The sequence below is a fragment of the Vreelandella profundi genome (genome assembly GCF_019722725.1).
Classification (GTDB): domain Bacteria; phylum Pseudomonadota; class Gammaproteobacteria; order Pseudomonadales; family Halomonadaceae; genus Vreelandella; species Vreelandella profundi.
In genome coordinates this window covers 120460-145610 of sequence record NZ_CP077941.1, presented here as the reverse complement: position 1 = coordinate 145610, position 25151 = coordinate 120460, and the positions used below count along the sequence as shown (strand labels likewise).

Below are 25151 nucleotides of genomic sequence, written 5' to 3'. Positions count from 1 at the left end.
TGCCTACGACCAGTAGCCGTTGTAAAACTTACTGCACAGGAGAAAGCATAGATCATGCCAACACTGCACCATTATGGTATTAAAAAACAACAACCATTTGTTTTTTAAACATTAAAAAATACCTCGCGATGCCTCGTGATGACGCATAGCGCCTTAGCTGCAGCCAATCAGGCGCTAAAAACATGCTCAATGCACCAAAATAGAACAAAAATACATATTAATGCCCCAAAATAGACCATTGAAAATAATGAGCACTATTGTTTGGCTCGCAAACTTTTTCTTGCTACCCAAAGAAACAAGACACTACAATAAATTACATAACAGCAAATTAACTCACACACGGAGTCGGCAATGGGATCGGTCTGCTTTATCATTGATGCCATGGTGACAGGGGCAATGCTGCCACGCCATTTAAGATCCATCCGTGCATCGGGTGTTGCCGACCATCTACTGCCTATTCTAGTGACCAGCAATTGCGCTCATGCTCGCCTGCCCTCTATCGAACAGCGCTATCACACGCGCAGCCTCATCACGCCAACGCTGGGGCTCGGCGCACGCGTTAACCAAGCGGCGTTTACTAGCCAAGCTGAATGGTTGATCGTTGCGCTGCAAAAACAGCCAGTGCCGGCAAGCCTTTGGGGCTCACTCTATTCTCAGCTAAACACCTATGCCTTGGATGCACTGCTTGTCAGCCTTACGCAGCCCACATTGCCAGAGCGTTTTCTGCGGCGGCTACTGGCAAGCGCCCCATTATTACCGCCCTACATCGCGATTAAACGGGCCTGGTTCGAGCGCTTAGGAGGTTTTGACCCTGAGCTGGATGAAGAACGTGCGGTTGCTGATTTTGTGCAGCGCTTACACGCCTGCCCCATTCGCCTGAAAACCTACAGCGGCCAACTAATCCGCCAGTTAAGCGAACCAAGCACGGTTTCGCCCAGCAAGCTTAGCGCCGCTTACACGCCGCGCCTTTAACCTATTTTGATCTTCCACCCTTAGGCCACCTTCAGCTGTTTACCAAACAACATCGCCCCCAGCGTAAAGGTATTTGCCAGTTTATTAAGCGCTACCGACCCCACGACGCCCACCACAATAAGCACCAAGGCATATACCACAACGGGCAGCGCCAGAGGCGCAACGGCCAAATCGGCAAGCACAAAAAACATGGGATGCGCCAAGTAAATGCCAAACGAATGCGCGTTCACATGACGCACCCACACCGGCACCGTACGTCCGGCTAAGTAGCGCATCGCGCAAAGCGTAAACATCACAAAGAAAGGGATCACCCATACTTCTTTAGATGAAAAGGCTAGCTGGCCCGCGAAAGTGCCTGCAACGACCAGCGCGACGAGCAGCACAAGCCAAACGGGCTGAGCCAGCTGCTGCATCCAAACAGGCCGCTGGGCAAGCACGCTCTCTGGCGCTAGCGGGTAATAACGCACCAGCACCAGCGCCAGGAAAAACACATAGATCCATCCTAGCGGCGCGACCCAAAGCAAGTAGCCGGGCAGATCAATATCAAACCAATATGCAAGCCCCCAGTACGCCATACTGATCACACAAGCGCCCCACAGCCAAGGCACCGGATTTAAGCGCCACAGCTGCCAGCGTGTAAACAGCCAATACGCCACATAAAACTGCATCGCAATGATTAAGAAATAGCCGTGCCAGCCCGCGTAGACAAAATACTCAATGGCATTGGCGACAAACCCCACCGGCTCATCCGAGCCTTGTAAGCTCACCCACTCGGCCGTTGAATAGATAAAGCCATACACAAAATACGGCACCATCACATATTTTACGCGCTGGATGAGGAAGCCTTCTGGCACCGATTTATCGTAACGAACGGCAAACACAAACACCGAAATAAACAGGAAAATGGGCGTACCCAGCACAAGCGGCAGGCGCAGGAGATCAGTGGCAACGTTATCAACGCGTTGATTTACATGGTCTAATAGATGAAATAAAAAAACGGCCATGCAGCCGTAAGCACGCAGCCAATAAATCTCGTCAACTTTCCGCATTAGGCCTCCCGCCGCTACATAATGCCATCCTTACTATAATGAACATCTAACGCCGTCCCGTTGTCCGACCTTATTGAAGCGTTTTAATTCCCGGAGGCAAGGTGCTCAAACTCAAGCGACCGCTCTGCTCGTATCGATCTCAAGCCCTGTTAACAGCGCTAATTGGATGGCTAACGTTTAGCGGCCATAGTTTGGCCAGCGAGGTTGAGCACCATAAATTCTTCTCGCCCACGCTCGGCTACGACTACCCCTACAGCGTTTATTTACCCGATCATTATGACGCCCAGGCGACAGACGCCTATCCAGTCATCTATATGCTGCACGGCTCGTTTGGAACCGATCGCGACTGGGTGTCACGCGGCAACCTGCAGCAAGTTGCCGACAGGTTAATTAGCGCAGGGCACATTCCGCCTGCCGTTTATATTATGCCCGGCAGCCGCAGCTGGTGGGTAGATGGCTACAACGAGCCCGCTCGCAGCGCGTTTTTTAACGATTTAATGCCCCACGTGGAAGCGACCTACCGTGTAGGCCAGGAACGCCGCCTGCGTGGCGTGGCCGGGCTTTCAGCCGGTGGCTATGGCGCGCTTAACTTCGCGCTTGAACGGCCTGACTTATTCGCCGCTGTTGCAGCGCTAAGCCCCGCCAGCTACTCACCGCAGCCACCGCGTAACTCATCGGCCCACCGCCACCCGGCCTTTCTTGATGAACAGGGCCGGTTTGATCCTGACCTGTGGGAATCGCTCAACTATACCGCTCATCTTGAGGAGTACCGCCTACGCGTGACGCCTCGCAGCGCCGATCAAGAGGCCGAGATTCCGCCCGTGCCGCTGTATATAAGCGCGGGACGCAGTGACGTTTACGACGCCGAATTTCATGCCCGCCTAATGCGCCAAGCCATGGAACGCATTCAGCCCAACGACGTGCGTCTCGACCTTTACCCCGGCGGCCACACCTGGCACGTCTGGCGCGCCAGCCTACCGGCCGCGCTCAACTTCTTATTTCAGTACGTTGGGCAAGAAAACAGCGTAGAAACAACAGAAAAATCAGCGGAGGCGCAAAGCACACAGGAAGTGAGCGGTTGAACGCACTACACTGCAGAAACACCCAACACGATAAGGAAAACAGCGATGCATCAACATGTCGAATGGGATGCCCCAGGCAGCGCCAGCGTATCTGAGTACTTCAAGAACGACCCTGACCATCACGCCCCCGACCCGGGCGATATTATTTCCGCGCGCTACCAAGGCGCCATGGTACGCATCAAAGTAGAGGCCTACCGGGAAGATGACGCGGTGAGCATCGGCGAAGTGGCCGCCATCATTGGTTCCAACGGCAGCCGCCACCAGCGCCATGAAAAACTCGAAGTCGGTAACATAGTCAGAGTACCCGACGACAAACGCGCCATGGAAACGTCACCGAAAGAAAGTTAAACGCGCTAGCGTTGATCACTCAGTACTGACAGCCACCTTACGAGGTGGCTTTTTTTGTGGGTGGTTTGGCTCTGAGCTGCCTGGGCGGCAGCGAACCCCGATGCCGTCGCTCAAGTGAACCTGCCAGCTTTCTGAGCTGCCTGGGCGGCAGCGAACAGCTGATACACACCGCCGGTGGGCGTTGTGACTTTCTGAGCTGCCTACGCGGCAGCGAACACGAGCAGCACCTCGGGCTTAACGAGATGGGTTTTCTGAGCTGCCTACGCGGCAGCGAACTCAGCCACATACTGGTAGGTACCGCCTGACTCTTTCTGAGCTGCCTACGCGGCAGCGAACTGGCCCATAGCGCCTGCTGCTGCGCACTCATCTTTCTGAGCTGCCTACGCGGCAGCGAACCTGCGCCGCCGCATCACCGCGCTTGAGCAAGATTTCTGAGCTGCCTACGCGGCAGCGAACCGTTGATGCTGGTTTTGATGTCGATATGTTTTTTTCTGAGCTGCCTACGCGGCAGCGAACGTGCAGGTGTCGCATCAAGCGCCGCATACCGTTTTCTGAGCTGCCTACGCGGCAGCGAACTCAACATCCGGCACCGGGTCGCTGCCCATCGCTTTCTGAGCTGCCTACGCGGCAGCGAACTCAACATCCGGCACCGGGTCGCTGCCCATCGCTTTCTGAGCTGCCTACGCGGCAGCGAACGACATCATCAAACAGCAGTGCCGCATCGAGCATTTCTGAGCTGCCTACGCGGCAGCGAACTCTTCGTGCGTTAGCGTGAGGTCGTCCCAACCTTTCTGAGCTGCCTACGCGGCAGCGAACGTTTCTAGGGTTATTTTCATTATTCGCCCTCTTTTCTGAGCTGCCTACGCGGCAGCGAACTGCTCAAAGCGTCATCAGGAGGCGGTTAACGTTTTCTGAGCTGCCTACGCGGCAGCGAACGCAAACCACAATATGTCCAGCCATATCAATTTTTTCTGAGCTGCCTACGCGGCAGCGAACAATTATTCGCACCCGAATAGATGAGTCGGTGATTTCTGAGCTGCCTACGCGGCAGCGAACTGCTCGATGTGTTGAGTGCTGCGTTGATATCATTTCTGAGCTGCCTACGCGGCAGCGAACGGGCTTTAAAATCAATAACGGGATGTGGAGTTTTTCTGAGCTGCCTACGCGGCAGCGAACCTGGCGCAGCGCTACTAGCTCGGCTTTATCGCTTTCTGAGCTGCCTACGCGGCAGCGAACCGACAACGTTACACGGACGCAACTTGGATCAGTTTCTGAGCTGCCTACGCGGCAGCGAACCGACAACGTTACACGGACGCAACTTGGATCAGTTTCTGAGCTGCCTACGCGGCAGCGAACCATTGGAGCGGGTTCCGGCCTGACAAGTTAGCTTTCTGAGCTGCCTACGCGGCAGCGAACCTGAAGCCGCAGAGTATGCAGCCAATCAACAATTTCTGAGCTGCCTACGCGGCAGCGAATTGTTTAACGCTATAAACGGCATGTTCTGGTATTTTCTGAGCTGCCTACGCGGCAGCGAACAAAACCAAGGCGCGCAAGAATCAGCGCGCTATTTCTGAGCTGCCTACGCGGCAGCGAACACTGGCAGACCACGGCTTACGGTTGTTGGCTATTTCTGAGCTGCCTACGCGGCAGCGAACAAGCTGAGCAGCTTGTCGAGATTTTCCTGGTCTTTCTGAGCTGCCTACGCGGCAGCGAACAACGTGGGTGATAGGGTTCCCGTTATCCTTCGTTTCTGAGCTGCCTACGCGGCAGCGAACCATCGGTGGTATGGATTGCGGTGCGCTATCGTTTTCTGAGCTGCCTACGCGGCAGCGAACCGTCTATCACGAATTACACAGGAGAGCGTTATTTTCTGAGCTGCCTACGCGGCAGCGAACGGCTTCAATCGAGGCGCTGGATAGTATTAGTTTTTCTGAGCTGCCTACGCGGCAGCGAACCGCCGTTGCAATGTTATGTGCATTTTGAGCATTTTCTGAGCTGCCTACGCGGCAGCGAACCCCGCGCGCATCGCATAGTTCGACTTCCCAGGTTTCTGAGCTGCCTACGCGGCAGCGAACATGGTGATCGCTGTCGTTACCGTTTCTGTTTTTTTCTGAGCTGCCTACGCGGCAGCGAACGGCGTCAGCTGGCTCTTACATCGAGCTGCCTTTTTCTGAGCTGCCTTTTTCTGAGCTGCCTACGCGGCAGCGAACTCTTTAACAACCGTGTGGGCGACGGCGTAGCTTTTCTGAGCTGCCTACGCGGCAGCGAACACATTGGCGGCAACGTTAAGCCTCGCGTTTATTTTCTGAGCTGCCTACGCGGCAGCGAACCTTACCTGTCAACTGCTGAGCCAGCGCAAATATTTCTGAGCTGCCTACGCGGCAGCGAACTAGCGCCCGGAAGTACGCCGGAAAACCCCAACTTTCTGAGCTGCCTACGCGGCAGCGAACGTATGCGGTTTAAACAGCGGTAAGATCTGTTTTTTCTGAGCTGCCTACGCGGCAGCGAACGGCAATAGCATCGATAGCTGGCTTGCGAATCTTTTCTGAGCTGCCTACGCGGCAGCGAACTCAGCGATGGATGAGCAGCGGGCAGCGGCGCATTTCTGAGCTGCCTACGCGGCAGCGAACGTGAATACGCAGGAATGCCTCATCTTCGGTGATTTCTGAGCTGCCTACGCGGCAGCGAACGGCCCCTCAATAGAAGCCCCAATGGGTGCTCCTTTCTGAGCTGCCTACGCGGCAGCGAACGTTTATGCGTATGAGACTGAGAAGGCCCCGCCTTTCTGAGCTGCCTACGCGGCAGCGAACCTTGAAGCGCGCATGTGCCAGTTGATATGGAATTTCTGAGCTGCCTACGCGGCAGCGAACTGGGCGGTAGCTATCTTCTCCGCCTCTATCATTTTCTGAGCTGCCTACGCGGCAGCGAACCTGGCTGGTGAAATAACGATTAACAGCGTGTTTTTCTGAGCTGCCTACGCGGCAGCGAACTGGTTGAATCGCTACAGCTGATGGGGGATGCGTTTCTGAGCTGCCTACGCGGCAGCGAACTCAGGTCGGCGGCTTCCTGTGTTTCAAATAGATTTCTGAGCTGCCTACGCGGCAGCGAACACGCAGCACAGCAACGGTTGGTTTTCGCGTATTTTCTGAGCTGCCTACGCGGCAGCGAACTCGCTATGGAGCTATCGCTACTGTGCCTGTTTTTTCTGAGCTGCCTACGCGGCAGCGAACCCCATTGAGTGCAAAAACACCAGCCAGCTAGCTTTCTGAGCTGCCTACGCGGCAGCGAACCTGGATGCATATCGTTCCAGGAATACGGTCGATTTCTGAGCTGCCTACGCGGCAGCGAACTGCGCTCGGTTCCGATCGGCTTCCAGCTTGATTTTCTGAGCTGCCTACACGGCAGCGAACGATTACAGCGACCCGGCTACAGAAACCGACTGTTTCTGAGCTGCCTACGCGGCAGCGAACCAGACACCCCGGAAGGCGCGCTCTTCGCTCATTTTCTGAGCTGCCTACGCGGCAGCGAACGGGGTCGTTGAGTTTTTCGCCCTGATTAACCTTTTCTGAGCTGCCTACGCGGCAGCGAACTACATGCGCAGCGTTAAATAAATGATCTCGCTTTTCTGAGCTGCCTACGCGGCAGCGAACTTAAAATGTATTGTATTAATGAGAGTAAATTATTTCTGAGCTGCCTACGCGGCAGCGAACGATTCCCCACGATGGCTACACTCAATGCCGCTTTTCTGAGCTGCCTACGCGGCAGCGAACGCTTTACTGATTGTATTTATGCATTTTTAGATTTTCTGAGCTGCCTACGCGGCAGCGAACAACATGCTAGCCCGGAGGGACTGGCAGCTAGATTTCTGAGCTGCCTGGGCGGCAGCGAACGTTAAATCGGCGTTTAGCGCCTCAGGCAATGTTTTCTGAGCTGCCTGGGCGGCAGCGAACCGCGAGTGATGCGTTCGTCGTCAGTGTCATCTTTTCTGAGCTGCCTGGGCGGCAGCGAACCATGGATGCATAATGGGCGACCCTTTTTCTTATTTCTGAGCTGCCTGGGCGGCAGCGAACTCATGACCTTCTCCATAGAGTCAGGGGCTAGCTTTCTGAGCTGCCTGGGCGGCAGCGAACTGTTAAGGCGTTGCAGTACCGCTGATCACGGCTTTCTGAGCTGCCTGGGCGGCAGCGAACGGCTATGCGCTGGAATCCGCTATTAGCACTACTTTCTGAGCTGCCTGGGCGGCAGCGAACGATAACCCTACAGGCGCGGGAGGCTTTTTAATTTTCTGAGCTGCCTGGGCGGCAGCGAACCGCCCGACGCGAATCGTACGAAAGCTGTCTACTTTCTGAGCTGCCTGGGCGGCAGCGAACGATAGTCATCCTCGCCACGCGTCGCGGCGTACTTTCTGAGCTGCCTGGGCGGCAGCGAACAGCTAAGCAAGGGCGATTTATGGGATGCGCTATTTCTGAGCTGCCTGGGCGGCAGCGAACGATGCGCTAGGCGACGATCGTTATCGCCAATTTTTCTGAGCTGCCTGGGCGGCAGCGAACGCGGCATTGTTGACGTGTTCTCGTCGATTCTTTTTCTGAGCTGCCTGGGCGGCAGCGAACACCGGTGTCAAAAGGCACCCCATTATCGTTTTTTTCTGAGCTGCCTGGGCGGCAGCGAACTCACTGATCGAGCCATTGCTGATTAAATATCTTTTCTGAGCTGCCTGGGCGGCAGCGAACGTGAACGATGCATGGGCCTGGGGCGATGAGCATTTCTGAGCTGCCTGGGCGGCAGCGAACCCTGGGCGCAAGCGTGTGCCGCACGATGGCATTTTCTGAGCTGCCTGGGCGGCAGCGAACTTGCGCTTCTCAGCAGCTTCGCGCTGGGCTTTTTTCTGAGCTGCCTGGGCGGCAGCGAACCGTGGGGCGGCCGCTTTCTTGTTGCTGGGCTTTTTCTGAGCTGCCTGGGCGGCAGCGAACTAGAGCTTACCAAAAATAATCTACTGATTGTTAAAGAGCTTTAGCCAAAAAAAGCGATATCACCCTTTTTTGAGAGATACCGCTAAGTGGTTGATTACTGGTCGCCCTTTTTCATACTAGAAAAAAGGGTCAAAAGCAGGGCACGGTGGCATTATTGCTTAATCCATAATGGTTAAACGTCCCTGCAACCGGCTCCTCCTGCGGCTTGCGATGCTCTATGAATAGAGCAAAACGCTGGTGCGTAGAGCGGCTGTTAATCTGCACAAAGGGAAGCTCAATGCGCTTTTCAGCTACCTTGGCGTAGATTTGGCGCGCTGCTTCTTCAGAAATGTCATGCCGCTTGGCATAGCGCTTTGCACGACTGAGGCTCCCCGTATTGAACTGCTTGCGCGCTACGTTGATGTGCTTCGCGTGGTTAGGCACCACCAATACGTCGCTGACGCTAACGTGATCGCGCATGCCGGCCAGCCAGTTAGACGCCATCAGTTGCTCAAGGCTCGCTTGGGTGCTGTGCAAGCGTAGGTGAACGCCCAACGTGCGGGCGCGAACGCCGTGTTTGCATAGCGGAAAGCTTACGCCAATACCGTTTGCTTCCAGGTCGAAAAGCGCACGATGCAGCTTGTTGTAAAGCGCGCCCATCAGCATTGGTTCGGGAAAATCCGGGTCTGGCCTTAGGCGAATATCAATATAGTGATCCATGGCTCACCCCGCTTCGCCGAACACACCGCCGCGGATCAGAGTGGCCATGACAAAGTGCTGATCTTCCTTAGAAGGCACTTGGTCTTTGATCATCCAGTTATCCAGCAGTGAGTAGAAGTCAGCTTTTTGCTTAGGCTGCCGATACGCTTTGCCTTGCGTCGTCACCGAACCATAGGGCTCTACGGCGATAGGGCCAAGGTCCTCATCGTTCTCATTGGGGTACCAGGTGTCGATCGTTCGAATGGCGTTACCCAGCTTCTGCGAGTGAATACCGGCAATATCGCTGACGTGATAAAGCGTTTTGCCTTTTTTCTTTTTTTGCTCCGGGTCAAGAATCAGCTCTTGAGAAGGGAATACTTCTTGGCCACGACCCATGCGCACATAGGCCACAACCTCAAGCAGCAAGTGCAGCTCACCCGCCAATGCTTTGGCGATAACACTGGCGAGCTCCTTAAGCTCGGCGGTGTCCTCGAAAGCTCGCAAAGAAAGCGACAGCGCATCAAACGTCCACTCTTTGATGGCTTTGCCTTGAGCTAACTGGCGAATGCTTACCTCTACTTGCTCAGCGCCCATGCGGTTGCGCCACAGAAAGCGACCATTAGCGAGGTTATTGGCATAGCGATGCGCCAGCTCGCCAAATCCTTGTGCTTGCTTATATTCTGCGACTGCCTGCTCCAGCTTGGCTTGGTACTCAGCGTTGTTGCAGGCCGAAGGCGTTCCGGCACCGGCCAGCACACGAAGAGAGAAACGGGCGACCAGCGTGTCTGCATTGTGGGGCAGCGTGGCAACATCGACGGTTTGAAGATTAGGGTTTTCAATCGCGGCATCTAGCTTGGCGGGATCTTGGTCTTTGGCTTTTAAGCGGTTGGAAATAGTACCGCGCACCGATTTTTCACGCACCGCGACTGGCTGCCACTGCTGTTCATCTTCCCGTTTTTCCCAACTGCTGGCATAAAGCAGTGCATCAGAAGGGTCGAGCTTGCGCTCAAAGGCGAGGACGGAGGCGGTTTTGAGGGTATCGTTTTTAGCCATGATAAAGCTCCTTGTTTATTGTGCAGTGGCGCGAAGGTGGTAATCGTTATTGAGTCGGTAAAGATCCGCTTCTTCGTCATTATCAACGTACCAAAGCAGGTCTTCGGGTTGCTTCATGCGGTGCGGGCTAACCCACTCACCAATGGAATAGAGGCTTTCGACAAAGCGAAATCTGGTTTTTTCATCACGGGCGTTGGCCACTTCTCCGGGATTGAAAAGATCGGAAATAGCGCCATACCCCACAGGGATCGGCACCAGCCAGCCGCGATAAGGTCGCTGCACCTGCCAGGCGGGTTTCTCGTTGGGCTGGCCTTCGTTTTCCATTGAGCAGTGGTGGTTGAGGCGCGACAGATCTAGCCACGCATCCAGCAAACTGGCCTCGGGGTTTTGCTGTTGCAGCGTCTGGTGATGTCCCGAGAGGTAGTCATCGCGCAGGGTGAGCGCAAAGCCCGGCAGCCAACGGCGCTTTAAGCGCGCAAATTGCTTGGCCCGCTCTTCCTCTTTGTCATCCAGCACAACCCATTGCGGGCGTTGCTGATGGCTTGGCACGCTACGGTTAGGCACCACGCTGCCCCCGGCAATACGCATGCCCGCCACGATGTCATTGATTTGGTGAGCCATATTGCTATGTTCACTTTCTGCCGCAGCGGTTTCAATTGAGAAGACCAGCGTGATATCCAGATGAACACGCCCTTCTTCTACAATAGCTGCCGTGCCGCCGGTTTTATCCACCGGGTTACGGGTGAGGTGAAAGCCGCGAATGTAGCCGCCTTCCGTCGTCTGAGCATCGAAATCGTGACAAATAATGCCGATGCTACTAAGCGAAACGTTAATACCCGCTGAAAACAGCTTGCGCTCCAGGGCGTGCATCAAGCCGACAAAAGCGCTCATGGCGGGAAAGCCCCAGGTCATTGGGCTAGAAATCGCATTGGCGTTTTGCACCCGTAGGCGCGGCAGGACTAGGAGGTTTTTCACTTCACTCATCGTCATCACCTCCTGGCAGGTTGGTTAAGTCTTCCATTAAGCTTTCCATCCAGCGGCGGTCACGATCCAGCAAACGTTGATGCGTCATATCTTTTGCCAGCGTTTTCTTCCAGTGGCGAAACTCCACATCACCAAGGGGAAGCTTTCCACCGAGCGCGGCATTCAGCCAGTTAGCAAATCGGTGGCGAATATCTTCTGACCACTCCACGCTATTCCGCGCCTCGCGAAAAGCGACATCTTCTACGGCGCGGCCAGGATCTAGCCAGAAAGCTTCTTCGGAGACCAATTCGCATTTTTCATCGCTGCTCCAACCTGCAGGCAGGCTATGCATTTGCATCGCAAACAGCGCCAGCTCATCCATTAGCATCGCGGTATAGTCATCGCGTAAATCGCGTGTGTGCATGTCTGACGTAGGATTTTTTTCAAGGAATTGCTTGAGGTCTTTAACCAGGGAGCGTACTTCTGAACGGCTGCCAAATACTCCTGGGTCCGAAAAAACCGATGCTACTTTTAGAGGGGGCCGAGTATCACGAACATTCCAGCTCGGAGGCATTGAAGCCAGTAAATAGTTATTGCCACCGCGTTCGCTATTCAACTGCGAGATATTTTGTGGCTTAGTACCACCCATTTTCTGCACAGCTAAATTGGGGTAGCTATGCACGGGCTGCTCCACGTACTTGCCTTCCCGCTTGGCTTTACGGGCATCTTTGGCCTCTTCGCTAAAGCGGTCATGGTTAATAGTTTGAAATACGCGGTGCGCCAGCGAGGTTGCGTAGAGCGGGGCTAGCAGACGGAAGTTCTCGGCTTCATTTTCTACGTCTGCGGCATCATCACCCACTAACCAATAAAGTTGTTTACCGCGGGTATGTGAGGCATGTTCCCCACGTGGCTCGGTAATAGCAGCAAAAGCGCTGATCCACGCCTGAGCTTGTTCGGGCTTACCACTTAACGCTTTGGCAAGCTCAGAGTCATTTTCTAGCGCACGTTCAAGCAGTGATTTGTCTTCAAACGTCAGCTTTAAAAATTTATAAACATCCAAAGCTGCAGCGTTCCCCACAACATCCCCCGCAAAATTAGCAGATAGCGTGTGGCTGCCGACAAGATTATGTTTGTTCAGCGATTCAGGCGGGGCATAAAGGCTGGAGCCTTTAGCATCAGGGTGAATAGGTTTTAGTGAGTGGGTAACCACTTGCAGCTGGCCTACACGCCTTGCCGCATCGTTGATCCAAGTATCGAACTGAAATTGTTCAACTAGCGCTTGGTATTTCGGATCGTCGGGCTGCAGCTTTTCCGCCTTGGTATCAAAGCGCTCTTTTAGAAACTGCTCAATGGTACTTCGGATACCCAGTTGCTGAGTAATGGCCATGAATTATCCTTGTGTTTGTCTATTCAATCTCTCAATAGATTTAGTTCACTACACTCAATTTATTCGAATTTTAATTAAACTTCTACTTATATTTTCCAGTGTGCTAGTAGAAATTATCTTCTATACTAATTTTCTGTTGCGAAGACAGCTTAGGAAAGTGTTCTAGTAATTTATTGCTGCCGACCAGGTAGTAGGAGCAACTTATTTCTGCCAACAGAACGTGACACACACCAGCTACGGTACTATTATTAGTACTACTATTTGAGAGCGCTTATGGCAAAGCTTGATAAGCTTCTGGATAAAGCACGTCGACAGCCCAAAAGCATGAGCTTCGACGAATTGGCCTATTTATGCGATCACTACTTTGGCCCTCCTCGCCAGCAAAAAACCAGCCATCGTGTGTATAAAACACCCTGGCCAGGCGACCCTCGCGTTAATATTCAGCGGGGGAAGAATGGAGAGGCCAAGGCTTATCAGATACGCCAAGCGCTCGCTGCCATTGATAAATTGTCGTCATCAGCATGACGATGGGAGTAGTACCATGGTGAACCATACCCATTACACGTACCGCATACGCTGGTCAGAAGAAGATGACCAATTCGTTGGTTTATGCACCGAACTACCCAGCCTCTCTTGGCTTGCAGATACTCACCAAGAAGCGCTGGAAGGTATTCTTTCCCTAGTTTCCGACGTGGTGGCAGACATGGAAGCTGAAGGAGAAACACCCCCGCTCCCACTTTCTGAACGCCACTATTCTGGCCGTTTTAATGTGCGTATTCCCCCAGAAAAACACCGCGAGCTTGCGATTAAGGCAGCAGAAGAAAATATCAGCCTCAACCGCTTAGTCAGTGATCGGCTCGCAAACGTATAGCTAGCGGCTCCGCCAAAACCCCAACACCGGGTGATACCCCCACCGCTGGTTTCTAGCCGAGGCTGTCACCGTGCCGAAGGTACGGGCGGCGCGATCAAGAGAGATATCCAGGTCTTCTGCTAAGTCCGCCAGGGCTGTTAAGTAGTCGCTGGCACCCCAAGTCTGAATCCGCTCGCCCCGCTCTTTGGCTAGGTCTACCCGTACCAGCAGACTCTCTTCCACCGGCACATAGAGCTTTTCACCACGTCTCGCGCCGTCGTCTACACGGTTTAGCGTCCAGGTTTCACCGCCTTCATCGGGCAGCAGCGCCAGGGTTATTTCCGGTTCGAGCTGCTTGCGAAATGGGTCGCGCTGAATCAACACGCCGGTTAAGTGAAATTGCGGCATCACATGCCAGCTATAAGCGCCAAGCGGCGGTGGTTTGGGGGTTTTTCCTAGGCGTAGATCTTTTTTGGTTAACGGCTCGGCGGGCTGCTCAATCATTAACTGATGCAGCCGCGCGTGCTCCAGATCGACGAGACTTTCTTTGGCGCGCAACGTGTCTCGCGCCAGCACGCGGGGGCGGGCATCGATGACCTGGTACTCCTCTTCGTTTAATAGATCCTTCAGTGAGTGGCTGCTTAACCGCCAATTGATATCTGTTTCAAAGCCAGGCTTGTGGAAGGCAGGCTTTCCAGACTGCTCCAAGTGTTTGAGGTTGGTATCGAGCAGTAAGATATTGGGCGATTCACATCCCTGCTCGCGGTGGCGGCGAACTCTACCCGCGAGCTGAATAATTGAGCGCATAGAAGATGGCTCAACAATCGCCCAGTCATAATCATGATCGCGGCCTACTTCTGTGACCGGTGATCCTAGAACGATAAACAGATGGTCGCTTTCTTCGCTGCTATCCAGCAGGTGGCGGATATCCGGCTGCTGAAAAACCCTATCTGGCTCAGCCCGTTGTAGCGTTTTATCTAGCCGGCGCTCAATCTCCGAGCGCATTACCAGCGGGTGGCGAGAGTGGTAAACGCAGAGGTGAATGCGCACACCTTCAGGGGCGCCCTGCTGAAAAAGCGCCCTGGCTACATCAACCAAGGGGTCAATATTGGCCATTCGCATTAAGCCAAAACTGATCCGCTTGCCTGAGTGAGGGTCAACGCAGTGATGCTGCTGGTGGAGTGCTAACGCATTTTCACGCAGCAGGGTGGCAATGGCGGGCCTTATTTCTTCTGGACGTTTGCCCATCGGTGGCAACGCTAAAATATCTGCGCGGCGGCGTACTGGGCTTTTGGATAGGCGGTCTAACCGACGCTTGGCAAAGGCGTGATGAGCCGTTTGGAAGGTCTCGCTACTAGCGCAGTTTGCATGCTGACGATCATGTTCGTCGAACCAGGCGCAGCAGATATCTGTCGCTAATCCTGGCTCGCCGCGATGGCGCTGAAAAGCTTCACGACCGCTGCGATAGGCTTCATACAAACCCTCCACCAGCGCAGGCGGCAAGGTGGCAGAGGAAAGCAGCACTCGTGAACCTAATAGCCCGGCCCAATTGACTAACCGGGTAAGCGCGGGCAGGTCGTTGATATCGAAATCGTCTATTTCATCGAGTACCAAATCACTGCTCATTAGGCGCAGCATGGGCACAATTTGTCGTCCGCCTCGTGTGCTCTCCGTGGCAGGCACTAAGTGATCAACCGTGCATACCAGAATGGGGGCCGCTATCAGCGCGCGGGTGCCCGGTTCATCGCTCAAACGGCGGAGTACCGGATGGGCATCAAAATTACCGTCAAACACCACGTGGGCATCTTCTTCTATCAGCGCCTGTTTAGACGCAGAGCCACTGGCTTCAGCTTCTTGCTCGTAGTGCTCAAACAGGGCTTTATTAGCGCTGCCACCTACACGTACGGCGAGCTCATCTTCGCCCAAATGCAAACGGTCGCGGAGGGCTTGGCCAGTTTGTAGCGTTAGCGTGCGCAACCCTAGCGCAATGCTAAAGCGCGCGCCCTGCAAGGGGTCGGCTAGCGCGTACATAATGCGCCCATTCGCTAGGGTTTTACCGCAGCCGGTGGAGGCCATATTAATGCCAAAAAAGCCTTGGCGTTGGCTGAGTTCCCTTAGCGACTGGGCCAGATCAAAGGCTTTATCCTGCCAGCGAAAACGCGAGTGACTGCTACGCTTACGAAAGCCTTTATGGCGCGCTAGACGGGGCAAGTGGCTGTCTACGCTGGGCAGCGCACGAGCAACTGCGGCCGCATGTTTTTCAACACCCAGAATATGCTCATCTAACGGCTGATTAGGCTTACCGGTTTTACGCACGGTGTTGGCAATCAGCGGATAGTTGGGCTCGCCGCGAACACGATGCTGTAAGTCTTCTAGGCTTGAATAGTGATGGTCGGCGAGCATTAAGCTAAGCCGGGCTAAGTGCATGACGTAGCGGCTTTCCAGCCAGTGGCTATCGCTTTTCAGCCGCGCCTGTAACCGCGTGGCAAGCTTTGTGGCACGCTCGCGCCAACGTGGTGTGCTAACCGGCAATCCACCCTTGAACTGCCAGTAAGGCGCGATCCGCTTAGGGTCTTGTGTCTCGGGAATCTCGTTCCACTCAGCATGGATAGAAGCAAACAGCCCGCCTAGTTGCTCCGCCTGCAGTGGCGACTTTCCTCGCCCCCAGCGCCGCTCAGTTTCACCATCTTTTTCAGGCGGCTTTAGCGGTAGCCGATGGTGGCTAAGCACTAGCCAACCAAGCGCAGCAGCCAGCGGCGGTAAACGACCAAACACTGCAGAAGTAGGAGTGTCCATGCCGTCACGCTCTAAACCCTCTAGCCAGTCTTGATCGTGATAGCTGCCTGCGGCGAGTCGCGCCAACCATGTGGCGTCGTTATCACTTCCTACAAACGCTTGGAAAAGGCGCAGCGATATCCACTCATGGCGGTATAAGTTACGCCCTTCTAGCTTGCCTTTAAGCCGCTGTTGAAAGGCATCGCAGGCTTTTCCCAGGTCGTGCAGTAACGCAGCCATAGCGGTGAGCAAAAGAATATCTTCACCATTGTGCCAGTCGTTTTCATCCCGACGGCGCAGGATATCTCGGGCGGTGGTATTGGTCGGTACAGCGCCATTGATATTGAACTTCGCAGCATCCCCCACCACCCACATCAGCTCGCTGTGATCATGCCCACGAATCCAGTGGCAGGCCACGGCGGTGTTTTTACGGGCGGTTTTACGCAGCAGTTTGCGGAGTGTATCCAGCCCGGCCTGAGTGATGGGCGTTTGCCAGGTGCGGTCGCCGCGGCGCTCGGCAAACTGGTCTAGAATGCGGCGGGTTTCTTTCAGCGCATTTTTATTGCACTGGGAAATCAGCAGCACATTCATTGTTTTGCGCTCCCCAGCGCTTGAGCCACTTCCTTGAGTGTATCGATCATGAAGTCGAGGGATTCGGTGCGGGTCAGGCGCTCGATACAGGCCTGGCGAAACTCCTGCTCTTCATCGCCGCGCATGGCGGAAATACATGCCTGGGGTAAAATCACTGCGTCTTTGACTAAGTCGGCGACATCAAAGACTAGCCCGCCTCGACGAGTTTTGCCGTGAAGTACGGCCAGGCCGTGAGGAATGCCCAGCACCCAGGTGGCCGTGGCGGCCAACCCGTAGGCGAGGTAGTTGCCGTGATCGAGAAAGCGGTTGGCGGGATCCACGCCTGTTCCGCGCTTGGCGCGGGTGAAGTCGCCATACTCGGTAGCATTCACCGCCAGCTTAAACAGCATTTTGGTTAAGCGCGCTTCCAGGGTGAGCAGGTCAACGGTACTAGGTGCTTTCTTGATCGCTTCACGGTGGTGGGCAAGTGCGCTATGCAGTTGATCCGTTGAAATGCTAAAGCCTGCATCTTTCATTACACGGCTTGTCCACAGGGCTTCAATGCGAGTCAGGCGCGCTTGCTGGAATGCACGGGCTGCATCCAGACGCTTTGCATCATCAAACCAAAAGTGCACCCAATATTGGAGATACTCTGTAGGACGGTATTCGCTTTGCGGGGTCAGCCAAGCGACATCAACATCGACTTCATTAGCCGCAAAGAGCGGCGTACCGCCACCGCCACAAAACCCGACTAACACACCTGCCTTCGCCAGTTCGCGCATGGCTGCCTGAGTGATAGAAGTGCCGGTGCCCAAAAGTATCGAAGTGGTGTTGGCAATAGGGATGTTCCAGTAGCGTGACTTGCTACCCTCATCGGTGACGTACTCCACTCGGCCACCATTCACCAACACGCGGCAGTGCTGCAAGTAGTAGAGATTTGCACGCTTGGAATGAAGAATGGTTTTTAAATCATTGGGCGAAAAGTCATCCATGGCACGCTCCTAGTCATCACCTTTCCCCATCAAATCATTCTTTACTCTTAAGCGCCATTAAACTTAGTCTTACTTAGCTAATGCTGTTTCCACGTTAGTGATATGCCAGCTCCATGCTACGGATAGCGCCATTAAATGAATAAATACGTCTTTGTCCTGTTCGCTTTATGCACTGTTCGCGGCGTTGATTAGCCCTCTATTAATGGTTCTGCCGCTTTATGCACACGTTTATTCACAACCTTACCCAAAGACTTATCCACAGCCAGATTTACCCTATACAAGCGCAGCTGCGCGAATACGATGCGGTGCTTGATAATGATGTGTGCCAGCTCATGATTTGGCAGGCGGGCTGGGGTAGCATTTACGACGCCACTCAATCCAGCGCTTTATGATTGCCAGCACGGCGTTTAGGCGTAAAATATCAAGCAATTTTTCGGCTTTACCATGTGTTATGTTATAACCTATTTTATATTACACGAGGCCACTTGATGAGTGAGCATACGCACCGCCATAACAAGGAAGGTCCTTGTCACTTTTCCTTAATGTCATTGTCGGCGGTTAAGCGACTGCTGTTTGTTGCCGCGCCGCTGCTGGCGCTGTGGGGTTTGGTGGGTTGGGCTGGCGGGTGGTGGGGATGAGTGAGCCTTCTGTCTCTCGCCTACATCTGCACGACCTACACTTGGCGCAGGCGCGCCGAACGGTGCTGGAACACATTGAAGGCGACTTCAAGCCGGGCGCGATTACTGCCCTGATTGGCGCTAACGGTGCCGGTAAAAGTACGTTAATTCAGGCGATTATGGGCGAACTGCGGCCGATCAGCGGTGAAGTGGTTTGCAACGTCGCCAAAGAGCGCCGGGCGTGGCTGCCCCAGCAGTTGGCGCTGGACCTTACCTTCCCGATGAGCGTGGAAGAACTGGTCATGACCGGCAGCTGGCCTAGCCACGGTGCGCTAACCGGCTATTGTGCCGGGCACTATCGAAAAGGCCGTGAGATCATGGCGCGGCTGGGCATTTCGCACTTGGCTCATCGGCCGCTAGGCGAGCTTTCCGGCGGCCAGCGCCAGCGTGCGCTGATTGGGCGAACGCTGATGCAGGAAGCCGAGCTATTGCTGCTAGATGAGCCGTTTGCCAACGTGGACAGTGAAACGGTCGATATTTTGATTCGTATCTTGCGTCAGATGGCCGATGACGGCGCGACGATTATTGTAGTGCTGCACGATATGGATCATCTGCGCCGCCTCGCCGATGAAGTGCTGATGCTCAACGGCGGTCATGCGCGCTGGGTGGCCCCCGCAACGCTTACTCATCAGCATGCGCCCGCTCAGGTGATGCCGTTTAGCCCGGGAGGTCAGCATGCTTGATCTACTGAATGCTTGGTTTGTCGCGCCGTTCGACTACGGCTTTATGCGCCGTGCGGTGGTGGGCGGCTTAGCGCTTTCGCTGGCGGCCCCCCCGCTGGGGGTGTTTTTGGTGTTACGCGGGATGAGCCTGATTGGCGACGCCATGGCCCACGCGATTCTCCCTGGCGTGGCGCTCGGCTTTTTACTGGCAGGATTTTCGCTGCCCATTATGAGTATTGGTGGGGTGCTGTTTGGATTAATGGTCGCGCTGCTGGCGGGCGCGGTGTCCAAGATGGGCGGCCAGCGTGAAGACGCGGCGATGGCGAGCTTTTTTATTATTTCGCTGGCCGCAGGGGTCATGCTGATTTCGATAGGCGGTAGCAGCGTGGATCTTACCCACGTGCTGTTTGGCTCTATTTTAGCGATTAATGGCACCGCCCTAATGCTGATTGCAGGTATCAGCACGCTGATTGTCGTGACGCTGGCGGTGGTTTTTCGGGCCTTAGTGGTGGAGTGTTTGGACCCGCTATTTTTGCGCGGCCAAAGCCGCCGCAGCGGCTGGGTGCACAGCGTGTTTTTGGGACTACTGGTGCTGAATTTAACGGCCGGCTTTCAAACCCTAGGCACGCTGATGGCGGTGGGTTTAATGATGCTTCCCGCCACCTCGGCACGCTTTTGGAGCAAGCGTTTAGAAGGACTAATCGGCATTTCGATTGTGCTGGCTATGGTGTCTAGCACCGGCGGCCTACTGCTTTCATTTCATCTGGATATTCCTTCCGGCCCGAGCATTATTCTGCTGGCCGGCGTGGGATACCTTTTTTCGGCCCTGTTTGGTCGTTACCACAGTTTGGCAGCCAAGCTTAGGCGTAAAACAACGCCGCTGGCTGTTGAGCACGGGTCTTAATTGTCCGTTTCATGCTTAATCGTAAGGAGTGTTGTATGTCGCTTGGCCATTTTTCATATCGATTATCACACCAGTCGGCACGCTGGTTAGTCGGCGTTTCCGCCCTGTTGGCGCTGCCTGCTGCCATGGCGAATGAGCGCATTCAGGTCGTAACCAGTTTCTCTATCTTGGCGGATATGGTGGAAAACGTAGGCGGCGACCATGTCGAGGTGAGCTCCCTGGTCGCGGCCGATGGCGATGCCCATGTTTACTCCCCAAGCCCAGGCGATGCACGCGCGCTGGCCGATGCTGATTTGGTGGTGTTTAACGGCCTGCTGTTTGAGGGCTGGATGGAGCGTTTGATTAGCGCCAGCGACTACGACGGCGCGCTGGTCACCGCGACCGATGGCATTCAGCCGCTCTCTTATGCCGGGCATGACGATCATGATCATGAACACGATCACAGCCATGAAGGGCACGATCATGAAGCGCATGCGCATGACGAGCATAGCGACGACCATGCCGGACATGATCATGGTGATGAGGACCCGCACGCTTGGCAGGATATGCGCCAAGCCGAGGTGTATATCGCCAATATTCGCGATGGATTAATCGCGGCAGATGCCGACCATGAAGATGAATACCGCGCTAACGCAGAACGCTATTTACAAGAAATAGCTGATGTCGACGCTGAGATTCGTGCGTTAATAGAGGAAATACCGGCCTCCACCAGTGTGATTACGGGCCACGACTCTTTTGGCTACTTCTCAAACGCTTATGGCGTTAACTTCCTGTCTCCAGTGGGGCTTTCCACAGAAGCCGACCCTAGTGGCGCCAGCATGGCGGCGCTGGTAGACGTGATTAATCAAGAGAGCGTGCAGGCACTGTTTCACGAAAACATGACCAACCAATCGATCATCACTCAGCTAGCCGAAGAAACCGGCCTGCCCATTGCAGGTACGCTATACGCGGACGCGTTGGCCAGTGAAGGCGAGGCCAGCACTTACCTGGGTATGATGCACCACAATGCTCGCATGCTGCATGATGCGCTGGCCCAGCCCGGGCATGAAGAGCCAGGTCATGATGAGCATGAACACGGCCACAATGACCATGATCACGACCATGAGAATGAACACGGCCATAGCGGCCACGTTCACCACTAATATCAGCAGGGTCCTGGTATGCCTAAACGGTTAGCAGCACAGATCAGCCTTCTTATGGCGGGCTCACTCTTATTCGGTAGCTCCGCCTGGGCGCTTGGGGATGCGGATAACGAACGCATTGAGGCGCTGGTGAATGACACCATCGTGCCGCTGATGGCCGAGCATCGTATTCCCGGCATGTCGGTTGCGCTGAGTATCAATGGCCAGCCGCGTTACTTTCAGTTTGGTAACGCCGATCAGGAAGCCGGCATACCGGTCACCGAAGAGACGCTTTTTGAGCTTGGCTCGGTGAGTAAGATTTTCACTGCAACGCTTGCGGCTTACGCGCAGTCTAGCGGGGCGCTCTCGCTCTCTGATCGCGCTAGCCTTTATCTGCCTGCCCTGGAAGGTAGCGCCTTCGATGAGATCACGCTGCTAGAGCTGGCCACCTACACGGCCGGTGAGCTGCCCCTGCAGTTTCCGGACGCGGTCGATAGCGAAGCAGCAATGATCGACTACTATCGCCAGTGGCAGCCTGAATCGGCCCCTGGCAGCCATCGCCTCTACTCGAACCCGAGCCTGGGCCTGTTTGGCTACCTGGCCGCACACAGCCTTGGCAAACCGTTCGAGGCGCTGATGCAGGAAGATGTGTTCTCACCGTTAGGGATGGCGCACAGCTATTTTCAGGTGCCAGAAGAGCAGCAGGCGAACTATGCCTACGGCTACTCAAAAGAAGATGAGCCGATTCGGGTCAATCCCGGCGTGTTAGATGCCCAGGCCTACGGTTTAAAATCGACCGCTGCCGACGTGCTAATGCTGGTCGATGCCAATATGGCTGAGCTGGGTGAGGCGGCTGAGACTGAAAGGGATGAGCCACTAAGCCAAGCCATGGCGGCCACGCGAATGGGCTACTTTAGCGTGGGCAATATGACCCAAGGCCTCGGCTGGGAAAGCTATGCGTACCCGGTGGCTCTTAAGGAGCTGCTGGAAGGCAACTCGGTCGAGATGGTGTTAGAAGCTAACCCAGCGAATCGTCTAAGCCCGGCGCTGCCGCCCCGCCAGGATGCGCTGTACAACAAGACCGGCGCGACTAACGGCTTTGGTGCCTACGTGGCCTTTGTGCCTAGCGAGCAAATCGGCATTGTGCTGCTGGCTAACCGCAACTATCCCAACGGCGCACGTATTGAAGCGGCTCATCATATTCTGACGGCGCTGACCGACGCGCCCTGACGTATTCTTCACGCATGCGTCTATGGATGCCGCCTTCGGGCGGTATTTTTTTGCCTTCACCGCACGTATCACAGCACTGAAAGTTGCATTCTCGGCTCTCGATAAGGAGACTAGCACCCCTTCCCCCTTACTTTATGTCCCCTGCGAAGAGCCTTCCTATGCGCCTAAACGCTGATTTTAGCCACTTTGCCTGTGTTACCCCGGAAGAGTATCAGTGGGTCGACTCCCCCAGTGCGGGAGTAGAGCGCATGATGTTTGACCGGATTGGTGATGAAGTCGCACGTGCAACCAGCCTGGTTCGCTACGCCCCCAACTCGCAGTTCGAGCGGCACACGCACGGCGGCGGTGAAGAAATTCTGGTGTTAGAGGGTGTCTTCGCCGATGAACATGGCCGTTACGCGGCGGGTAGCTACTTAAGAAACCCCATTGGCACCGGCCATACGCCGCAGATTGGCGAGGAAGGCGCGCTGATTTTTGTCAAGCTGCACCAGTTTGATCCTAACGACACGCTGCAGCTGGCGATTCCTGCCCATCGGCTGCCCTGGCAGCCAGACCGGCGCCCGCGCATTGCCTACAAAATGCTGCATACCTATAAGCAGGAGCGCATCAGCCTAGAGCAATGGGCCGCGGGCACATCTATTACCTACCCGACTCTGATGGGGGGAATGGAGTTTTTGGTTTTAGAAGGCACGCTTAGCGATGCTGAGCAAAGCTACTCGGCAGGTACCTGGTGCCGCTACCCCAGCGGCGCGGCGCCGGCGCTCGTCGCCGGTAGCGAAGGCGTCATGATGTATCTTAAACGCGGCCATTTGCCGCCCGCTTAGGCGCGCGATAGGCCTAAAAAAGGCAGCAGCGTGAGGGCGGCAATAAGCCCTACCGCTAACAGCACCAGCACGACTTGTACCGGGTGAGCGGCTAGGCGGCGCCACAGCGTTGTCGCCTCGCCGCGCTCAACCGCCGCCTGGTGTTCACGCTGCACGCGCTCAAGTCGCTCGGCTTGATAGGCATTCAACGCAGCGGCCGCTGCTTCGTGCTGATGTGGATTACGCAGCCAAATGGCATCGACACCCAGGCGGAAAAAGCCCGCCTGAGTTTCATAGGTATCAAAGCCGTGTGCGGCGAATAGATCGCGTACTTCCATCGCTTCCTCATCGGTCACGTGGCGCAGCCGGAAGAGTAGTTCAGCCATTGGTTTTCCCCATGTATCACTGCTTCGCAGATTGATTCTGTGGCAAGTCTATAGGCTTTTATTGCCCTAAGCCTTTCATCAAGCGCTGTCTTTCATGAATCTCGGTCAGCACTGATGGTGAATAATCGTTACCATGCTGGCATTCAGCCGGTCACGCTGGCCGCTTTATAGGAACAGACTATGCCCCTCCGCCCGCTTGGCGATTATCTTGAGGCCCTTCGCTCACAGACACCGCTGGTTCATTGCATGACCAACTACGTCGCTATGAACAGCACCGCTAACTTGCTGCTAGCCACGGGGGCCTCGCCCGCCATGCTGCATGCGCCTGAGGAAGTGGCTGAGTTCACCGCTATTTCTGCGGCGCTGTCTGTCAATATTGGTACGATTTCTGCCCACTGGGCAGATGCCATGCTGATCGCGGCGACTACCGCCGATCAGCATGGCATCCCGTGGGTGTTAGACCCTGTCGCGGTTGGCGCAACGCGCTATCGCCAAGCGCTTTGCACACGCCTGCTGGCCTTGAAGCCTTGCGTTATTCGCGGCAATGCTTCTGAAATCCTTGCCCTCAACGGCTTGGCTAGCCAAGGGCGTGGCGTGGACTCAACCGCCGCCAATGACCAAGCCGTCGACGCAGCCATCGCATTGTCGCAAAAGCACGGCTGCGTTGTGGCCATGACCGGCGAAAGCGACTGGGTGACCGACGGCGCACAGCATTATCGTATCGAGGGCGGCCACTCCTTGATGCCGTATGTCACGACGCTTGGCTGCGGGCTGAGCGCTTTGGTTGCCGCTTTTGTGGCCGCTAATCCCACGGCGGCACTGGGCGCAACCACGGCCGCCTTGGCCTGTTTTGCCGTTGCCGGTGAACGAGCGGGAAGTAGCGCGCAAGGGCCTGGTAGCTTCCAGGTGGCGCTTCTGGATGCGCTCTACCAGCTTACCCCCGGTGATCTCACCACGCATACTCATCTGGAGGCGGTTTATGCCGTTTGATCTGTCGCTGTATTTAGTCACCGATGCGGCGCTATGCCACGACTATGGCTTGGAAAAAACGGTCGAAGCAGCGGTAAACGGCGGCGTGACGATCGTCCAGCTACGTGATAAGCACGCCAGCGACTCTCAGATGATTGCACAAGCCAAGCGGCTGAAAAGCGTGCTGGCCGGCACCGGCGTACCGCTGATTATTAACGACCGCTTAGCGGTAGCGCTAGAAAGCCAGGCAGACGGTTTACACGTAGGGCAAAGCGACACCGCTGTGCAAGAGGCGCGGGCAGCGATGGGCGCGCAGGCGATTATTGGCCTGTCGATCAACACGCTTGCCCAGCTTGAAGCAGCGCCAATGACACTGCTCGACTATGTGGGAATTGGCCCGGTGTTTGCCACCGGAAGTAAGCAAGACCACGCGCAGCCGGTCGGCTTTGACGGCCTAGCGGCGCTGGTAGCCGCATGCCGGCTCCCCAGCGTTGCCATTGGCGGGTTAAAGGCTGAACACGCGCACTCTGTACGGCGCGCAGGCGCAAACGGCTTAGCGGTTATTTCAGCTATTTGCGGCCAGCCCGACCCGGCTCAAGCCGCGCGGGCGTTTAAAGCGGCAACGGCCTCATGAATCAGCTTGGGCATCTCGTTACGTTTGTGCGGGCGGCTGGGAATTCCCGATATTTTGGACGCTGGTGCTGATCGTT

Annotated in this window: 22 protein-coding genes and 1 CRISPR repeat array; of the genes, 14 read left to right on the top strand and 8 right to left on the bottom strand. The window is 55.3% G+C overall.

Annotated elements, in window-relative coordinates:
* Positions 1 to 351 precede the first annotated feature (351 nt).
* Positions 352 to 972 carry a glycosyltransferase family 2 protein gene (locus tag KUO20_RS00715; RefSeq protein ID WP_235041028.1) on the top strand — a complete coding sequence of 207 codons (621 nt, stop codon included), beginning with the start codon at positions 352 to 354 and terminating at the stop codon, positions 970 to 972.
* 20 nt (positions 973 to 992) lie between these two features.
* On the opposite strand, the gene KUO20_RS00710 is transcribed toward KUO20_RS00715, so the two are convergent.
* Positions 993 to 2021, bottom strand: a complete 1029-nt coding sequence (locus KUO20_RS00710; RefSeq protein WP_235041027.1) for an acyltransferase family protein — start codon at positions 2019 to 2021, stop codon at positions 993 to 995.
* A gap of 101 nt (positions 2022 to 2122) precedes the next feature.
* Here KUO20_RS00710 and KUO20_RS00705 point away from each other — a divergent pair, with 101 nt between their 5' ends.
* Positions 2123 to 3103: an alpha/beta hydrolase gene (locus KUO20_RS00705; protein WP_235041026.1), complete on the top strand. Its 981-nt coding sequence runs from the start codon at positions 2123 to 2125 to the stop codon at positions 3101 to 3103.
* Positions 3104 to 3148: 45 nt separating this feature from the next.
* The gene (locus KUO20_RS00700) at positions 3149 to 3451 is read left to right on the top strand and encodes a hypothetical protein (protein WP_235041025.1); all 303 of its coding nucleotides are present in this window, start codon (positions 3149 to 3151) and stop codon (positions 3449 to 3451) included.
* Positions 3452 to 3519: 68 nt separating this feature from the next.
* A CRISPR array of direct repeats spans positions 3520 to 8421; the repeat unit is 28 nt; unit sequence TTTCTGAGCTGCCTACGCGGCAGCGAAC.
* Between the two features lie 129 nt (positions 8422 to 8550).
* On the opposite strand, the gene cas6f is transcribed toward KUO20_RS00700, so the two are convergent.
* From cas6f to csy1, 4 genes are read right to left on the bottom strand one after another with little or no spacing between them, the layout of a single operon-like run.
* Positions 8551 to 9120: a type I-F CRISPR-associated endoribonuclease Cas6/Csy4 gene (gene cas6f, locus KUO20_RS00695; protein ID WP_235041024.1), complete on the bottom strand. Its 570-nt coding sequence runs from the start codon at positions 9118 to 9120 to the stop codon at positions 8551 to 8553.
* 3 nt (positions 9121 to 9123) lie between these two features.
* Complete coding sequence (gene csy3 / locus KUO20_RS00690; RefSeq protein ID WP_235041023.1) at positions 9124 to 10152, bottom strand: type I-F CRISPR-associated protein Csy3; 1029 nt, start codon at positions 10150 to 10152, stop codon at positions 9124 to 9126.
* A 15-nt stretch (positions 10153 to 10167) separates the two neighbouring features.
* Positions 10168 to 11136: a type I-F CRISPR-associated protein Csy2 gene (gene csy2, locus KUO20_RS00685; protein ID WP_235041022.1), complete on the bottom strand. Its 969-nt coding sequence runs from the start codon at positions 11134 to 11136 to the stop codon at positions 10168 to 10170.
* Positions 11129 to 12502 (bottom strand): type I-F CRISPR-associated protein Csy1, encoded by a 1374-nt coding sequence (gene csy1, locus KUO20_RS00680; protein ID WP_235041021.1) that lies wholly within the window; start codon positions 12500 to 12502, stop codon positions 11129 to 11131. Before csy1 ends, csy2 begins: the two co-directional genes overlap by 8 nt.
* 273 nt (positions 12503 to 12775) lie before the next feature.
* Here csy1 and KUO20_RS00675 point away from each other — a divergent pair, with 273 nt between their 5' ends.
* Both KUO20_RS00675 and KUO20_RS00670 read left to right on the top strand, forming a co-directional pair.
* A complete protein-coding gene (locus KUO20_RS00675; RefSeq protein ID WP_235041020.1) occupies positions 12776 to 13027 on the top strand; it encodes a toxin HicA in 252 nt (83 codons plus the stop codon).
* A gap of 16 nt (positions 13028 to 13043) precedes the next feature.
* On the top strand, positions 13044 to 13373 hold the full coding sequence (locus tag KUO20_RS00670; RefSeq protein ID WP_235041019.1) for a type II toxin-antitoxin system HicB family antitoxin: 330 nt from the start codon (positions 13044 to 13046) through the stop codon (positions 13371 to 13373).
* Here KUO20_RS00670 and cas3f read toward each other — a convergent pair whose 3' ends face one another.
* Together cas3f and cas1f are read right to left on the bottom strand one after the other, a co-directional pair.
* Entirely contained in the window at positions 13374 to 16718 is a 3345-nt protein-coding gene (cas3f, locus tag KUO20_RS00665) for a type I-F CRISPR-associated helicase Cas3f (protein WP_235041018.1), read from the bottom strand.
* Entirely contained in the window at positions 16715 to 17689 is a 975-nt protein-coding gene (cas1f, locus tag KUO20_RS00660) for a type I-F CRISPR-associated endonuclease Cas1f (RefSeq protein WP_235041017.1), read from the bottom strand. The genes cas3f and cas1f overlap by 4 nt, the downstream gene beginning before the upstream one ends.
* Positions 17690 to 17907: 218 nt before the next feature.
* Between cas1f and KUO20_RS00655 the strand changes: the two genes are divergently transcribed.
* The 7 genes from KUO20_RS00655 (at position 17908) to KUO20_RS00625 (ending at position 23107) form a co-directional block, all read left to right on the top strand.
* On the top strand, positions 17908 to 18081 hold the full coding sequence (locus KUO20_RS00655) for a hypothetical protein (protein ID WP_235041016.1): 174 nt from the start codon (positions 17908 to 17910) through the stop codon (positions 18079 to 18081).
* A 96-nt stretch (positions 18082 to 18177) separates the two neighbouring features.
* The gene (locus KUO20_RS00650) at positions 18178 to 18327 is read left to right on the top strand and encodes a hypothetical protein (RefSeq protein WP_235041015.1); all 150 of its coding nucleotides are present in this window, start codon (positions 18178 to 18180) and stop codon (positions 18325 to 18327) included.
* Entirely contained in the window at positions 18324 to 19049 is a 726-nt protein-coding gene (locus KUO20_RS00645; protein ID WP_235041014.1) for a metal ABC transporter ATP-binding protein, read from the top strand. The genes KUO20_RS00650 and KUO20_RS00645 overlap by 4 nt, the downstream gene beginning before the upstream one ends.
* Positions 19042 to 19932, top strand: a complete 891-nt coding sequence (locus KUO20_RS00640) for a metal ABC transporter permease (RefSeq protein WP_235041013.1) — start codon at positions 19042 to 19044, stop codon at positions 19930 to 19932. The genes KUO20_RS00645 and KUO20_RS00640 overlap by 8 nt, the downstream gene beginning before the upstream one ends.
* A 35-nt stretch (positions 19933 to 19967) precedes the next feature.
* On the top strand, positions 19968 to 21074 hold the full coding sequence (locus KUO20_RS00635; protein ID WP_235041012.1) for a metal ABC transporter solute-binding protein, Zn/Mn family: 1107 nt from the start codon (positions 19968 to 19970) through the stop codon (positions 21072 to 21074).
* 18 nt (positions 21075 to 21092) lie between these two features.
* Positions 21093 to 22283: a class C beta-lactamase gene (gene ampC, locus KUO20_RS00630; RefSeq protein ID WP_235041011.1), complete on the top strand. Its 1191-nt coding sequence runs from the start codon at positions 21093 to 21095 to the stop codon at positions 22281 to 22283.
* A gap of 158 nt (positions 22284 to 22441) precedes the next feature.
* Positions 22442 to 23107 (top strand): cupin domain-containing protein, encoded by a 666-nt coding sequence (locus KUO20_RS00625; RefSeq protein ID WP_235041010.1) that lies wholly within the window; start codon positions 22442 to 22444, stop codon positions 23105 to 23107.
* Here the strand turns inward: KUO20_RS00625 and KUO20_RS00620 are convergent.
* Positions 23104 to 23472 carry a DUF6164 family protein gene (locus KUO20_RS00620; RefSeq protein ID WP_235041009.1) on the bottom strand — a complete coding sequence of 123 codons (369 nt, stop codon included), beginning with the start codon at positions 23470 to 23472 and terminating at the stop codon, positions 23104 to 23106. The two genes, KUO20_RS00625 and KUO20_RS00620, sit on opposite strands and share 4 nt — an antisense overlap.
* 180 nt (positions 23473 to 23652) lie before the next feature.
* Here KUO20_RS00620 and thiM point away from each other — a divergent pair, with 180 nt between their 5' ends.
* Both thiM and thiE read left to right on the top strand, forming a co-directional pair.
* Positions 23653 to 24462, top strand: a complete 810-nt coding sequence (gene thiM / locus KUO20_RS00615; RefSeq protein ID WP_235041008.1) for a hydroxyethylthiazole kinase — start codon at positions 23653 to 23655, stop codon at positions 24460 to 24462.
* Complete coding sequence (gene thiE / locus KUO20_RS00610) at positions 24452 to 25075, top strand: thiamine phosphate synthase (protein WP_235041007.1); 624 nt, start codon at positions 24452 to 24454, stop codon at positions 25073 to 25075. Before thiM ends, thiE begins: the two co-directional genes overlap by 11 nt.
* Positions 25076 to 25151: the final 76 nt, after the last annotated feature.